The sequence below is a fragment of the Sphingomonas endolithica genome, from assembly GCF_025231525.1.
Lineage (GTDB): Bacteria > Pseudomonadota > Alphaproteobacteria > Sphingomonadales > Sphingomonadaceae > Sphingomonas > Sphingomonas endolithica.
The window spans coordinates 2,328,907-2,342,496 of sequence record NZ_CP103057.1 but is presented as its reverse complement, the minus strand read 5'-3'; the positions used below and the strand labels follow the sequence as shown (position 1 = coordinate 2,342,496).

Sequence of the window (13,590 nt, the reverse complement as noted above, 5' to 3'; positions counted from 1 at the left end):
GCAGAGTGGTGGCGCCTCGTGGTTCGCGCCGTAGATGCCTTACCGTCCGCCGCGGCGCACGCTGCAATGGCTCTGAGCGATTTCCCTTTCTGTAACTGTTGCCGTGCGACCGTTCGGGATGAGCAAGGATCATCCCGCTACGCCGACGACCGGCCGCCGCATCGCTCTGCTCGTTGACGCCGACAACGTTTCACAAGCGAAGATCGGCGCGATCGTTGCGGAGCTGTCCAGCTACGGCGTCGCCAACATCCGGCGTGCATATGGCGACTGGACGAGCGGGAACCTGAAGGGCTGGAAGGATAAGCTCCATCTGTTCGCCATCCGGCCGATGCAGCAATTCAGCTATTCGACCGGAAAGAACGCCACCGACATGGCGCTCGTGATCGACGCGATGGAACTGCTCTACACGCAGGATCTCGAGGGCTTCTGCATCGTATCGAGCGATGCGGACTTCACGCCGCTGGTGATGCAGCTCAGATCCAACGGGCGCGACGTCTATGGCTTCGGAGAGCGCAAGACGCCCGAGCCGTTCGTGAACGCCTGCACGACCTTCCTCTATCTGGATGGTCTTGGAGACGCCGCAGCTGTAGCGGATGTGGAGACCGCCTCCACGAAGTCAGCGGCCAAGCCAAGTGCGGCAGCCGAACCGAAGCCTGCGGAAGCCGTTCGAAACCTCGCCGGAGACACCAAGCTGATCACTGCGCTGCGTGGAGGCGTCGAGGCTTCCGCTCGTGAGGACGGCTGGGCATTGCTGACCCACGCTGCGACTGCCGCACAGCGCCAGGCCTCGATCGATCCGCGCAATTACGGAGTGAAAGGCTTCACCGCATTGTTCGAGAAGACGAAGCTGTTCGAGGTCGTTCGATCCGAGGGTGGGCATCCGTATGTGGCCGACAAACGCAACAAGGCGCGGGCCCCGCGGCCTGGGATCTAGCAACTAGCCATGCCCTTCCCTGCACGCAGGCCGTTTGCTCGTCGACACGCAACGAGGAGTAGATTTGCACAAGACCCTTCTGCAGGCATGCGAGGGGCCCGCCCCGCCGCGCAGATGGCGCTGATGCCGACGTGAGCGACGGCCGACAGTTTCCGTCACGTCGGACGTCGGTTGAGAAAACGCCGATCCCGCGTTCGATCATGACTTGAGTTCGATGGCGCGATGGGCGTAGCATGCTCGTGCCCGCCGGTCGGTGGGCCGAGGCGTCGAAACCTCGCGATTAGAACGGTCGAAAGACCGCCGGTTGCTCCTTTGCGACCGGGTGGCGGCGTGCATGTCCAGGGCCACCCGGCCTAAAGGCGTCCGCGCTCGTCTAGTCGCGAGTTTCGAACATTCTCTAGCTGAGGTCCCCTGCGGCAGGGGCGACGTTGGCGATCGCTACTTCATCACTGTTGGCCTTCTCTTGCAACGTCCTTTGTCGGTGATCGATCGACCCGGGGTGCAACAGTCTCTCCGGGGTCATGTGACGGCTATCGTCCTGCAGCCTTCATTAGTGTCACATGCCGCATTGGGGTCGGTTCGTATCGAAGGGTGGTGCTTCAACAACCGTAGCTCGGGGTCATCGCTGCCCCAATGTTTAAAGCGAAGTCACCGGTCCCTCCGCCTCCCGGGAGGATCGTACCGTCCGACGGGACGGATAGCGTGAGCTCGTGTCAGGCGCGGGCAGCCTGCATCATCTGGCGATGCGGCTCGACCGTCTCGGCCTTGAACTGGAAGTGGGTGCCGTCGCGCCACATGCCGAACAAGATGGTCGCCAGCTTGCGCGCGACCGCCACCTTTGCCTTGTTGAACCCGACCTTCTTCGCCAGCCGAAGACCCCAGTCCTTCAGCGACGAGAAGGTCTTGGTCGCTGACATGAGCACCGTCGCGGCGGTGACCAGGTGAGTGCGGGTCAGGCGGTTGCCCATCTTGCTGATCTTCCCATGGGTGAGGCTCTCGCCCGACTGGTAGACCCGCGGCGTGAGGCCAAGGTAGGCTGCGACATCGTCGGCGCGGCGGAAGCGGGTTGGCTCCTCGATCGCGGTGAAGAAGGACAGCGCGGTAAGCGCACCGACACCGGGCACCGCCATGAAACGGCGGCACACCGGGTTGGCGGCGGCGAGCATCTCCAGCTCGGCCCCGATCCGTTCGGCGTCAGTCTCGAGCCGCTCGCACAGATCGAGCACAGGCAGAATGCGTGGCCGCAGGTTGATGCCTTCGTGATCCTCGATGAGCAGCAGCTGCTGGATGACACGCTCGCGATACGTCGCTGCCGCTTTGGCGCCGGGCTCCACCCGTCCACCATAGACCCGCAGCAGGCCACGGATCATGTTCTCGTTGGCGAGCCGCTGCTGGACCAGCCGGTGACGCATGATGAGCTGCGCGCGTACCTCGTAGCAGGCGGCGCTCTTCACATAGACCTCGGTCAGATAGTCGCGTCCCGTTCGCGTGATCTCGGCGATGCCGCGCGCGTCGTTGGTATCGGTCTTGTTCCGCTTAAGCGAAAGCACCCGGTGCACCTGAAGCGCATCCATCACCGCCACCTGGTAGCCGAGCCGGCGCAGACCACCCGACAGGTGGACGGACATGGCACCGGTCTCCATGCCGACGACGGCCACGTTGGAGGTGAAGTTCTTTGCCAGGTAACGTCCGATCTCGGTCGGATGCGTCTTCATCGAACACTGATGGACGACTTTGCCGTCACTATCGAGCACGCACACTGCCGTCGACTTCAGTCCCACGTCGAGCCCCACCCACACGCGACCTCGGGCCGGGTCCGTCTCAGCAGCGGCCCGGACCGCCAGGATCTCGGGGTTAGTGATCTTCTTGGTCATAGCGTCTTCTCCTTCCTGCACGCGACGCCATCGTGCGCCTTCTAGCCGAAGAAAAAAGACCTCAGCTAAACCACAACCGGTCACCAAGGACCGGCGCCGTCTCGATCAACGAGGCGGCGCCGTCGGTGGCGCGCCGCCCTTTGGGGGGTGAAACCATGCGTGAAAGCAAGGGCGTCCGCGTTAGGTCTCCCACCCTCCTGACGATGCGATGACGTAACCCGCGGCGGTTTCCGCCCTTCCACAATCTGGACGACGGCGGCGTCGGGCCAAGGGTCCCGGCGGAGGCTGCCGCTCGTCCGCGACCTGGAGAAGATCGATGACCGGAATGAAGAATGGCTTGTTGGCCGCAGTGGTTCTGCTGGTGGCGTGCGGACAGGCGATCCCCGGCAATGGGAGCGCCGATGCGAAGGCGCCGGGAGCGCGTGAGAAGAAGTTGGACGTCGCCGGCCTGACCATCGGCATGAGCGTTCCGCAGACGGTGGCCGTCCTGAAGGCGGCGGGTTGGTCCCTGACGGAAGACAAGGGATACAGCTGGGAGCAGGACGTGAACAACGAACTCTCCAGACAGGATGCCGCCGGGCGTCAGTTCGACTACAACAAGAAGGGCGTGGGATCGTTGATCGGCACCAAGGGCGATGAGCGCGTGGTTGTGGAGTTCAGTTCCGCTCCCTCGCCACAATTGGGTCGGATCAAGGAAGTCAGATACGAGGCACCGGCACCGGGTAGGACGGCGCAGCAGATGGTGGCAGAGCTTTCGCGGAAGTATGGGGCACCCGATTACTCGGGAGCGCCTGGGCTTAGTGCGGGCGCGACATGGTGCGTGGCTGGACCAGTCTGCGCCAACGGCCGCGGGTTCGGGACGAGGACCGTCCTCTTCGGCGGACAGCGTTCGTTGGGAATGGGGGGCGGCATGGCGATCCGTATGATCCAGGGCCGCGACGCGTCCGCCCTGCGAGATGCCGAACTGCTGCGAGCAACGGCTTCCGCCGCCGGGACGCGAGGCAAGCCGTCGTATTGAGCCGCAGGGCATCGACGGCGGCGACGATGGCGAAAGTGCTGGGCCTACGCATGGTGGCGATGCTCCCCTGCGCTGGCCTTTCAGATGATGGATGGGGAACAGGAAGATGACGAAGAAAGCCGGATTGAAGTCGTTTCTGCCGTCCGCCGGAGTTTTCCTTCGGCTGACGCTCCGTCCCGCTGCGGAATTTGTCGCCGTTGGGGGCGGGCGGATCCGTCGGGGGTGTTCCCGTCTCGCCATCCGTTGGTTGGCCTGTTCCATCGTGACGTGCTTCGTTCCGGCCGTCTCGCCGGCCGCTCGAGGCCCGTTGCTCTTGCAGCCGATGACCTCCGATCAGGTGTTTGAAGCCGGTGCCGCCGGCACCGGCTGCTCCTGGTCCCTCCCTCCTGATCGTCCGATGCGCTTCGCGGCCGCCGAAGATAGGGCGGTAGTGCGTCTGGATGGGCGGATGATCATCCTTGCGCCCCGACCGAACGCGCCCGAACTGTTCCCATTCACCTTCAAGGACTGGCACGCGGAGGGCGTGACCGTCCACATCCAGCCTATCGGAATCGCGCGGCGCGTCGGGACGGAGGCGACCACATCGCGGGCGACGCTGACCATTGCCGTCCAAGGCAAGTCGCAGAGGATCGTTGGTGCTTTATCGTGCGGAAGTTGACTGCCGGCTGCGGCGGAACGTGGCAACCATCGGCTCCGTTGTTTTACTTCATTTGAACACCTACCTTTATCGGACGTCATGCGCCGAAGCGGACGTCTTAAAGGCCGCTGCTGGATGAAAGCAGATCGACGGTGCTAGCACCCCCATGCAGCGTTTAACGTGCGCCCGAAGCCTGTTAACTGCGCCGGGCACCACCCCGGTGTGCGGGATTTCGTCTGAGCTGTCACCTGCCCCCAGTGCGCGAGGGCATAATAAGCCTGCCTCCGGGGCAGGGTTAAATTGCACCAACACGCAGATAAGAAAGGAGTGGTGCCCGAGGGCGGGTTCGAACCACCGACACCACGATTTTCAATCGTGTGCTCTACCAACTGAGCTACTCGGGCACACGGCGCGTTTCCGCACCGGAAGCGCGCTCTTAGTCGGCGTGCCCACGGCTGTCCAGCCCATCCGGCATGCTATCCGCATCATCGCGCTCGGCGGGGCCCGCCGGAATGCGATAGCCTTCGCCCAGCCATTGCAGCAGGTCGCGATCGCGGCAGCCCTGGCTGCAGAAGGGCTTGTGCGTCGGTGATGGCGGCTTGCCGCAGATCGGGCAGCTGTCTTTCTTCATCTCGGGTCCAATTCGAAGACCGGCGCGGCGCCGGTGCGGCGGGCGAGCTCCACCGTCCATGTGGGGTTGGCATCCAGCACGGCAAGGACCCGGGCGGATACGCGGTGCTGGCGGGGCGCCAGCGGAGCGGCGCGTTCGAGCTGGCGGAGCAAGGCGCGGGCGGCGGCCGCTGCAGGATCGATCCGCAGCAGTTCGGGCAGCGAGGCGTGGAGCCGGGGGCGGACGATCTGCAGGAAGCCGAAGCCGTTCATCTGGGTGCGTTCGAACGGCAGCGGGAGCGCGGCGTCGATTGCGGTGCCGACCGCCTGGCGCGCCGCCTTGCCGGCGATCGTCGGGAAATCGATGCCGATCGAGCCGCCGATATCGTGGCGCACGATCGCCTGGGCCACGGCGGTGGCGGCGGCGAGCGCCAGCGGCTCCAGCGCGCCGGGGCCATCGACGTCGAACAATGTCATCGCGGGCGCCAGCGAGAGGCGGAGCGCGCCGCCGGGAAAGGCGATCTCGCCGCTCAGCGCTTCCTCGAGCAGCTCGGACCAGCCGGCCTGTTCCAGTGCATCCGCCTCATGGCGCCACAAGCTGCGAACGGGAAGGCCGGTGGCGGTGATGCGGGCGAGGAGATCGGGGCCGGCCGCCGGTGCGTCGTCGCTGGGGGCGGCGCGGGGGCGCTTGGCGCGGCCGGCCTCGGGAATGGCCTCGCGTACGATGCGGACGGTGAGCGCCGCGCCCTGGGTGATGCCGGCGGGGAGCGGGGAGAGCGTCGCCTCCGCCCCGCCATCCAGCATCACGCGGCCTTCGCGGCCCTTGGTGGTGATCTCGACCAGACGGGCGCGGGCGACGGTGCCGAGGCGGAGCGCGCCGTCGTCAAGCTCGATCCGCGCCTGCAGGATGCGGTCGCCATCGACCAGCGCCGCACGCGCTTCGCCGATGCCGGCCTCGTAGAGCCATTCAGGCAATGGCCACGCCGGCGGTGGTGAGCAGGGCGCGGGTTTCGAACAGGGGCAGGCCGACGACGCCAGAATGCGAGCCCGAGAGGAAGCGCACCCAGGCCTCGGCACGGCCCTGGATGGCATAGCCGCCGGCCTTGCCGAGCCCCTCCCCACTGGCGACATAGGCATCGATCTCGGCGCCCGACAGCGGCTTGAACGCGACGATCGTGTCACTGATGCGGGTGCGCGCCTTGCCGGTGGCATCGATGACGCAGACTGCGGACAGGCAATGGTGGCGGCGGCCCGAGAGCAGGCCAAGCATGCGGCGCAGGTCAGCTTCGTCGGCGGGCTTGCCGAGGATGCGGCGGCCGGCGGCGATCGTCGTGTCGCCGGCCAGGATCACCTCGCCCGGCCCACGCTCCACCGCATGCGCCTTGGCGGTGGCGATGCGCAGCGCATAGGGGCGCGGCAGCTCGTCCTTCAGCGGATCCTCGTCGACATCGGGCGCGGCGATGCGGGCGGGCACCACGCCGATGCGGGCGAGCAGCTCCAGCCGGCGGGGGGACGTGGAGGCAAGGACGAGGCTGGGCATGAGATCGGTCATTATACCAGATACCGTTCGGGCTGAGCCTGTCGAAGCCCCCGAACCGGGCGCTGCGCCCGGTACACGCCCCTCGACAAGCTCGGGACGAACGGAGAGCGGCCGATCGCTTACTTGAAGCGGTACGTGATGCGACCCTTGGTCAGATCGTAGGGCGTGAGTTCGACGAGCACTTCGTCACCGACGAGCACGCGGATGCGGTTCTTGCGCATCTTGCCGGCGGTGTGGCCGAGAATTTCGTGATCGTTTTCGAGCTTCACGCGGAACATGGCGTTGGGCAAAAGCTCCACCACCTGGCCGCGCATTTCGAGCAGTTCTTCCTTGGCCAAACAAACCTCTAGCAAATTTCGGGGAAATCTCGGGAAGCGCGGCCCTTAGCGGATCGGGCCGCGAAAGGGAAGCGGGGTGGGGGCTAAGTTGAGAAAGGTTCTCTGAAAACGCCGCATGTTTCGCCTTTCTCAACTTGGGGCAGAGCTTGGGCGTCGGGCAGCGGCGATGGCAAAGAGCAGCGTTCGGGGCACGGCACGATGTTAGCGCAGGCGAGCGTTGTAGGACAGCGCGCAGCGTCCAACAAAATGGCGGACGGCGCTTGATCAAAGGAGCGAGCCATGCGCACCCTTTTGGTGGCCGGCGCGGGTTTCGACGCGGGCCACCTTTTTCTGGGCTGATCTGCGGCGGCAGATTGGGGTTGGCGGCCGGGCATCAGTTCGGCAAGCGTGACGATGTGCCGCACGGCGAACGGCCGAAATCGGTTTCGTTCGTCGGGTGCCAGGCGGCTTCGTCGCGCATGCTATTGGTACGGCTCAATTGCCTCCGGTTTTTTCAAGTTCGGCAATGCGTGCGGCCAATTGCTCCTCGAACTTGTAGAGATCGGTGAGCGCCGAGATACTCTGCCGCGTTTCTTCCTTGCCCGCGTGGTATAGGCCTCGATCAGGCCAAGGATCGCCGTATGGCGTTGGGTGTCGGTCATGCCGTTCCTGTCCTCCAGAGGCGTTGATACGAACGCGTGGACATCGCATCGTCGATAGCGATACCATCTAAGTCGGAAATCCTTGCGCTTTTCGCAACCGATTTCTTTCGTGGTCGGCGTAGCCGCCTGGGGAAGGAAGAAGAAATAGGCGCGTCGTGGCGAAGCCACGCCGTCGGTCGGGGGCGTCTGGCGCCCCCGCCGGCCGGTCGCGCTTGCTGAGCTGTGCTCAGCCTGTGTTAACAGCGAGCGCTGCTAACAGCAGCAGCGCGACGATATTCGTGATCTTGATCATTGGGTTCACCGCCGGGCCCGCCGTATCCTTGTACGGATCGCCGACCGTGTCGCCGGTGATCGCGGCCTTGTGCGCTTCGCTGCCCTTGCCGCCGTGATGGCCGTCCTCGATATATTTCTTGGCATTGTCCCACGCGCCGCCGCCGCTGGTCATCGAGATGGCGACGAACAGGCCGGAGACGATCACGCCGAGCAGCAATGCGCCGAGTGCCGCGAAGCCGCTCGCTTGGCCCGCGACGAGCGTGATGACGTAATAGACCAGGATCGGGGCGAGGACGGGGAGCAGGCTTGGCACGATCATCTCGCGGATCGCCGCTCTCGTGACGAGATCGACGGTGCGGGCGTAGTTGGGGCGGCTGGTGCCGGCCATGATGCCGGGATTGTCGCGAAACTGCGCGCGGACATCCTCCACCACCGCGCCCGCCGCCCGGCCGACCGCGGTCATGCCGAACGCGCCGAAGCTGAACGGGAGGAGGGCGCCGAGTAATAGCCCGACGATGACGTAGGGATTGGAGAGGCTGAAATCGACGTTGAGATCGGGGAAGAACTCGGCGAGATCGGTGGTGTAGGCGCCGAACAGGACGAGCGCGGCGAGCGCGGCGGACCCGATCGCATAGCCCTTGGTGACGGCCTTGGTGGTGTTGCCGACCGCGTCCAAGGCATCGGTGCGGTGGCGGACGTCGTCGGGCAGGCCCGCCATCTCGGCGATGCCGCCGGCATTGTCAGTGACCGGGCCGTAAGCGTCGAGCGCCACGACCATGCCGGCGAGCGCCAGCATCGCGGTGGCGGCAAAGGCGATGCCGATCACGCCGGCGAGCTGGTAACTGGCGATCACCGCGACGGAGATGGCGAGCGTGGGCAGCGCGGGGCTCTCCAGGCTGACCGCGAGGCCCTGGATCACGTTGGTGCCGTGGCCGGTTTCGCTGGCCTTGGCGATGCTGCGCACGGGGCGGAAATTGGTGCCGGTATAATATTCGGTGATCCACACCAATGCGCCGGTGAGCGCGAGGCCGATCATCATGCACCAGAACAGGTCCATGCCGGTGAACGACGCGCCGCGCGCCGCGCCCGCCGCGGCTTCGGTGGTGAGGTTGTCGGACGCGGCATCGAGGAAGCCCGCGCCGCCGATCACCGCGTTCATGTCGCCGATCGTGTACTGGGTGGCGAGGTAGATGGCGGGCACGGACAGCGCGACGGTGACCCAGAAGCCTTTGTAGAGCGCGCCCATGATCGATTCGCCGCGGCCGAGGCGGACGAAATAGGTGCCGACGATCGAGGTGACGATGCACACGCCGCCGACCAGCATGGGCAGCGTCATCAGCTTGAGCAGTTCGGCGGTGTCGGCTTTTACCAGCAAGGCGATGGAGACCATCGTGACGCCGAGTGTGACGACATAGGTTTCGAACAGATCGGCGGCCATGCCGGCGCAGTCGCCGACATTGTCGCCGACGTTATCGGCGATGGTGGCGGGGTTGCGGGGGTCGTCCTCGGGGATGCCGGCCTCGACCTTGCCGACGAGATCGGCGCCGACGTCCGCCGCCTTGGTGAAGATGCCGCCGCCCAATCGCGCGAAGATCGAGATGAGTGAGGCGCCGAACGCCAGAGCCACGAGCGAATCGATGACGATGCGGTCGTTGGGGGCGTGAGCGGCCGGACCGGTCAGGTACCAGAAGAAGCCGGCGATCGAGAGGAGCCCCAGCCCCGCCACGAGCATGCCGGTGACCGCGCCGGAGCGGAACGCCATGGTCAGGCCACCCTGCAGCGAGGTACGCGCGGCTTCTGCGGTGCGGACGTTGGCTTTGACGCTGACGTTCATGCCGATGAAGCCGGTGATCCCCGACAGGACCGCGCCGATCAGGAAGCCGATGGCGGAGACATAGCCGAGGAACCAGGCGACGAGCGCCGCCATGACCAATCCGACGATAGCGATCGTGCGGTATTGTCGGCCGAGATAGGCCCTGGCCCCTTCCTGGATCGCGGCGGCGATATCCTGCATGCGCTCGTTGCCGGGGCTGGCGGCCAGGACCTGGCGGCTGGTGATGATGCCGTAGAGTACGGCGATCAGGCCGCAGACGATGGCGGCATAGACGATCTGCATGCGCTCTCCCTTGCGTTGTTACGCGCCGGAGCCGGGGCTTTGCACCGTGCTCCCACGATCGGGGGCGAGCGTATAGGGCGGTCGTGGGGAGTGCAAGCCGGGCTAGCCGCCGTGCTGGAAGCCGAGTCTGGGGGGGAGCGGGAGGGCGTGGTCGCCGTCCTGCAGCGTGAGACCGGTGCCATCGGAGAACTGGCCGACGCACGTGACGGGGGCGGGGGCGGCGAAGTCGGCCGGGGCGGCGAAGAGGAGCGCGTAATCGTCGCCAGCCGTGGCGGCCTTGAGACGGGCGGCGCGGGTGGTGCCGGCGAAGGTCGTGTAGGCGGGAGACAAGGGGATCCGGGCGAGATCGATCGTGAGCGCGAGATTGCTGGCGGTCGCCATGCGCTGTGCGTCGATGAGCAGGCCGTCCGAGACGTCCATCATCGCATGGACATGGGGGGCGAGCGCGCGGCCTTCGGCCAGGCGCGGCTGCGGGCGGCGATAGGCTTGCAGGAGGTCGTGGGGGCCGGGCTGGCCCTGCGCGATGGCGAGCCCCGCGCCGGCATCGCCGATCGTGCCGCTGACGTAGAGCGCATCGCCGGCCTGGGCACCGCTGCGCGGGGGAGCGGGGGCGTGCTCGCCGATCGCGGTGAGCGTGATGACGCGCGGGGCGTGCGCCGGGAGCGAGACGGTGTCTCCGCCGAGCAGCGGGGTAGCGAAGTGGGTAAGGGCGGTGGCGAGACCCGTGAGGAAGGTGGCGTCCCAGTCCGTGTTCCCCGGCGCAGGCGAGGCGCGCAGCGGATAGTTGAGCAGCACGCCGACCGGCGTGGCGCCCTTGGCGGCGAGATCGGACAGGTTCTGCGCGACGAGCTTCCACGCGACATCGTGCGCGGGATCACTCGGCAGATAGTGCACGCCTTCCACCAGCGTGTCGGTGGTGAGCGTGTAGCGCCCGAGCGTCGCGGTGTCGTCCGCCAGGTCGTGCGCGCCGGGGTGCAGCGGGAGCGTACGCAGGCGGGCGAGGAACTCGGCTTCGGTCATGGTGCGATGGTAGCCGGTGGGATCGCGCGCGTCTGCCAAGGAACGATCGCCCTTCTGGCGCTTTCCAGGTGCATAGCCAGGAGAGCAGCATGGACGACGACCGCGTTTGGGCCTTCGAAGAGAGCCTGTGGACTGCCGATGCCGAGCATTACCGCGCATCGATCGACGCGCAATGCCTGATGGTGCTGCCGAACCCGCCGTTCGTGCTGAGCGGCGACGAGGCGGTGGCGGCGGTGTCGGCGACGCCGCGCTGGTCGAGCGTCGAACTGACCGAGCGGCGTGTCGCGCGGCCGGAAGAGGGGCTGATCGTCGTCGCCTATCACGTGAAGGCGGCACGCGACGACGAAGCGTATGAGGCGCATTGCACCTCGACCTACCGGCGGCGCGGGCACGAGGATTGGCAGGTCGTGCAGCACCAGCAGACGCCGCCGCTGGGGCTGTCTTCGGCGGGTGATTGATCGCGCGTCGGGTGCACCGCGCGCCCGGCGTTAGAACGTGGCCTGCAGATTGACCTCGATGAAGCGCACGGTTTTCTTGTCGCGGGCCAGTGCTTGCGGTGCGTCCTTCAGGAAGTCGCCCTTGAACAGCAGCGCGTAATTGCTTTCCAGACGCAGATGCTTTGGGATCAGCCAGTAGCGTAGCCGCCCTTCGACCTGCTGCCCGCCGAACCGGCCCGATCCGCCGGTCTTGTCCGTCACGTTGAAGAACCGGTCGCGGCGCGAGGCGAGCCAGATGCCGCGGTAATCGGCGAGCAGCTCGAACCGGTCGCCCGGCCGGGCCTCGAAGCGGACGCCCGGCGCGCTGATATTCTCGCGGGCGAGCGCGCCATAGGTACCGGACGGGCCGAAATCGTCGCGGCGGCTGCCGAACAGGGTATCGAAGCGGCCGAGTTTGCCGCCGGGCCGATCGCCGCTGGCATGATCGTAGAACAGGCCGACGCGCGGCTTGAGCGGCGTATCGAAGGTGTAGCCGGCGGCGGCATGGACGAAGCCGGCGGCGACGCTCTGCTTGCCTGCGGTCGCCATGGTGGATTCGCTCACCCGGCCGAACTGGTAAGCGCCCTCCAGATCGTAGTCGACCGTCCGTGCCTTGGCCTCGCGCGACAATCGCGCATCGATCGTGTGCAACCGGCGGTCGGCGGTTTCGCGATCCGATCCATCACGTTCGGCCAGCCGGTAATAGGCGATTTCGCCCTGCGTGCCGGCAAACAGCTTCTTGCGCTGCAGATGCGCACCGAAGAACACGGTGTCGAACGACTCACGGTCCATCACCACCGCATTGTGGCGGATGCGATCCTGTTCGTCGGGCAGGCGCTGCTGCGGCAGGACGTAGAAGGCGACCAGTTCGGTGTTGCGGTCGGGCTCGATATCCACCTGCACGCCGGTGAAGCCGTTCACCGTGTTGCGATATTCGTCGGTCGCGACCAATCGTCCGGAGCCGAGATTGATCAGGAAGCGGCCGCCCTGCAGCGCGACATTGGTCCCGTTGGCGAAGGGATCGGTCAGCCGCCATTTGACATAGGCCTGTGGCAGCTCGAGCGCATCGACATCGCCGTTGCCGATCTGCGTGGCGCCGCGAATGTCATAGGCCCGGCTGTCGATGATCTCGGCACCGATCGCGACCGGGCCGGGGCCATATTCCACCGCGATGCCGGTGCGCAGCAGGAACGCGTCCTCCGACGTCGCAAAGCCCGGCCGGGGGCGACCGTCCACCGTCTCGAACCGGGCGCGGCTGGAGGCGGTGACCATCAGGCCGGTCTCGTCCTTCTTGGGCGCGGTCTCCTCCTTGCCCGGCTTCTCGGTGGAGGAAGCGGGAGAGGCGGGGAGCGACTGCGCCTGGGCCGCATGAGCGGCCAGCGTGAGCAGCGGGGCGGCGATGGCGAAGCGCAGGATCATGCACGTACTTTTGCGCATTATCGCGGCGGTTTCGTGACATGGGGACAATGAGGGGCAACATTCGGCAACAATTGTGGCGGCTGCGCAGCGCGGCTGCTGTTCAAACGCGAACGTCCCTGGCGATAGCGTCGAGCAAGCCGTTGACGAAGCCCGCCTCGCGTTTGTCGAAGAAAGCATGTGCGACATCGACATATTCGGTGATCACGGTGCCGACGGGCACGTCGGCGCGGGCAAGCAGTTCATAGCTACCGGCGCGCAGAATCGCGCGCATCGACTTGTCGAGCCGGGCGAGCGTCCAGCCGGTGGAGAGCTTGGCGGCGATGGCGGCATCGATCTCGTCCAGCCGCGCGGTTGCACCTTTGACGAGATCGTCGAAGAAATCGACCTCGGGCTCGGCATATTCCGCGTCCTCGATCGTCGCGCCGAGCCGGTGTTGGTGGAATTCGTGCAGCAACGTCGGGACGGGCGTGCCCTCCATGTCATGCTGGTACAGCGCCTGGACGGCGGCGAGCCGGGACGCGGCGCGCGCCTGGCTGCGGGCTTTGGTGCGAGTGGGGGTGCGGGGGTCGGGGGAGGTCATCGGCGGGGGCTATAGAGGATGATCGCGCAGAAATGAACCTGTTACCCGGCGAAGGCCGGGGGCCAGTCGGGAGACGTCGATTGGCGTATGCTGCGCGCTGTAACTTCTACCTGTC

Annotated in this window: 13 protein-coding genes and 1 tRNA gene; 4 read left to right on the top strand and 10 right to left on the bottom strand. The window is 66.3% G+C overall.

From position 1 onward, the window contains the following. Positions 1–118 precede the first annotated feature (118 nt). Positions 119–934, top strand: a complete 816-nt coding sequence (locus tag NV382_RS11105; protein WP_260596816.1) for an NYN domain-containing protein — start codon at positions 119–121, stop codon at positions 932–934. A gap of 713 nt (positions 935–1,647) precedes the next feature. Here NV382_RS11105 and NV382_RS11100 read toward each other — a convergent pair. Continuing rightward, positions 1,648–2,808, bottom strand: a complete 1,161-nt coding sequence (locus NV382_RS11100; protein ID WP_260596815.1) for an IS110 family RNA-guided transposase — start codon at positions 2,806–2,808, stop codon at positions 1,648–1,650. A gap of 316 nt (positions 2,809–3,124) precedes the next feature. On the opposite strand from NV382_RS11100, the gene NV382_RS11095 reads away from it, so the two are divergent. Together NV382_RS11095 and NV382_RS11090 are read left to right on the top strand one after the other, a co-directional pair. After that, positions 3,125–3,826, top strand: a complete 702-nt coding sequence (locus NV382_RS11095; protein ID WP_260596814.1) for a hypothetical protein — start codon at positions 3,125–3,127, stop codon at positions 3,824–3,826. Between the two features lie 106 nt (positions 3,827–3,932). Then, positions 3,933–4,484 (top strand): hypothetical protein, encoded by a 552-nt coding sequence (locus NV382_RS11090; protein ID WP_260596813.1) that lies wholly within the window; start codon positions 3,933–3,935, stop codon positions 4,482–4,484. Positions 4,485–4,791: 307 nt separating this feature from the next. Here the strand turns inward: NV382_RS11090 and NV382_RS11085 are convergent. From NV382_RS11085 to thiL, 7 genes are all read right to left on the bottom strand, one after another. After that, positions 4,792–4,867 (bottom strand) — tRNA-Phe (locus tag NV382_RS11085). Positions 4,868–4,899: 32 nt separating this feature from the next. Further along, the gene (locus NV382_RS11080) at positions 4,900–5,094 is read right to left on the bottom strand and encodes a DNA gyrase inhibitor YacG (protein ID WP_260596812.1); all 195 of its coding nucleotides are present in this window, start codon (positions 5,092–5,094) and stop codon (positions 4,900–4,902) included. After that, positions 5,091–6,047 carry a ribonuclease gene (locus NV382_RS11075; protein WP_260596811.1) on the bottom strand — a complete coding sequence of 319 codons (957 nt, stop codon included), beginning with the start codon at positions 6,045–6,047 and terminating at the stop codon, positions 5,091–5,093. The genes NV382_RS11080 and NV382_RS11075 overlap by 4 nt, the downstream gene beginning before the upstream one ends. Further along, positions 6,040–6,612: a Maf family protein gene (locus tag NV382_RS11070; protein WP_260596810.1), complete on the bottom strand. Its 573-nt coding sequence runs from the start codon at positions 6,610–6,612 to the stop codon at positions 6,040–6,042. The genes NV382_RS11075 and NV382_RS11070 overlap by 8 nt, the downstream gene beginning before the upstream one ends. Before the next feature lie 119 nt (positions 6,613–6,731). Then, on the bottom strand, positions 6,732–6,950 hold the full coding sequence (infA, locus tag NV382_RS11065) for a translation initiation factor IF-1 (protein WP_010162480.1): 219 nt from the start codon (positions 6,948–6,950) through the stop codon (positions 6,732–6,734). A gap of 867 nt (positions 6,951–7,817) precedes the next feature. Continuing rightward, positions 7,818–9,980 (bottom strand): sodium-translocating pyrophosphatase, encoded by a 2,163-nt coding sequence (locus NV382_RS11060; protein WP_260596809.1) that lies wholly within the window; start codon positions 9,978–9,980, stop codon positions 7,818–7,820. Positions 9,981–10,082: 102 nt separating this feature from the next. Beyond that, entirely contained in the window at positions 10,083–11,000 is a 918-nt protein-coding gene (gene thiL / locus NV382_RS11055; protein ID WP_260600386.1) for a thiamine-phosphate kinase, read from the bottom strand. Positions 11,001–11,089: 89 nt separating this feature from the next. Here thiL and NV382_RS11050 point away from each other — a divergent pair, with 89 nt between their 5' ends. Continuing rightward, the gene (locus tag NV382_RS11050; RefSeq protein WP_260596808.1) at positions 11,090–11,458 is read left to right on the top strand and encodes a nuclear transport factor 2 family protein; all 369 of its coding nucleotides are present in this window, start codon (positions 11,090–11,092) and stop codon (positions 11,456–11,458) included. A 30-nt stretch (positions 11,459–11,488) separates the two neighbouring features. On the opposite strand, the gene NV382_RS11045 is transcribed toward NV382_RS11050, so the two are convergent. Both NV382_RS11045 and nusB read right to left on the bottom strand, forming a co-directional pair. Continuing rightward, a complete protein-coding gene (locus tag NV382_RS11045) occupies positions 11,489–12,895 on the bottom strand; it encodes an alginate export family protein (RefSeq protein WP_260596807.1) in 1,407 nt (468 codons plus the stop codon). Positions 12,896–12,995: 100 nt separating this feature from the next. After that, a complete protein-coding gene (gene nusB, locus NV382_RS11040; RefSeq protein ID WP_260596806.1) occupies positions 12,996–13,475 on the bottom strand; it encodes a transcription antitermination factor NusB in 480 nt (159 codons plus the stop codon). Positions 13,476–13,590: the final 115 nt, after the last annotated feature.

Excerpts from the sequence above, each read along its gene's own strand:
- NV382_RS11105 (WP_260596816.1), top strand. The coding sequence starts at position 119 with ATGAGCAAGGATCATCCCGCTACGCCGACGACCGGCCGCCGCATCGCT.
- NV382_RS11100 (WP_260596815.1), bottom strand. The coding sequence starts at position 2,808 with ATGACCAAGAAGATCACTAACCCCGAGATCCTGGCGGTCCGGGCCGCT.
- NV382_RS11095 (WP_260596814.1), top strand. The coding sequence starts at position 3,125 with ATGACCGGAATGAAGAATGGCTTGTTGGCCGCAGTGGTTCTGCTGGTG.
- NV382_RS11090 (WP_260596813.1), top strand. The coding sequence starts at position 3,933 with ATGACGAAGAAAGCCGGATTGAAGTCGTTTCTGCCGTCCGCCGGAGTT.
- NV382_RS11080 (WP_260596812.1), bottom strand. The coding sequence starts at position 5,094 with ATGAAGAAAGACAGCTGCCCGATCTGCGGCAAGCCGCCATCACCGACG.
- NV382_RS11070 (WP_260596810.1), bottom strand. The coding sequence starts at position 6,612 with ATGCCCAGCCTCGTCCTTGCCTCCACGTCCCCCCGCCGGCTGGAGCTG.
- NV382_RS11060 (WP_260596809.1), bottom strand. The coding sequence starts at position 9,980 with ATGCAGATCGTCTATGCCGCCATCGTCTGCGGCCTGATCGCCGTACTC.
- thiL (WP_260600386.1), bottom strand. The coding sequence starts at position 11,000 with ATGACCGAAGCCGAGTTCCTCGCCCGCCTGCGTACGCTCCCGCTGCAC.
- NV382_RS11050 (WP_260596808.1), top strand. The coding sequence starts at position 11,090 with ATGGACGACGACCGCGTTTGGGCCTTCGAAGAGAGCCTGTGGACTGCC.
- NV382_RS11045 (WP_260596807.1), bottom strand. The coding sequence starts at position 12,895 with ATGATCCTGCGCTTCGCCATCGCCGCCCCGCTGCTCACGCTGGCCGCT.
- nusB (WP_260596806.1), bottom strand. The coding sequence starts at position 13,475 with ATGACCTCCCCCGACCCCCGCACCCCCACTCGCACCAAAGCCCGCAGC.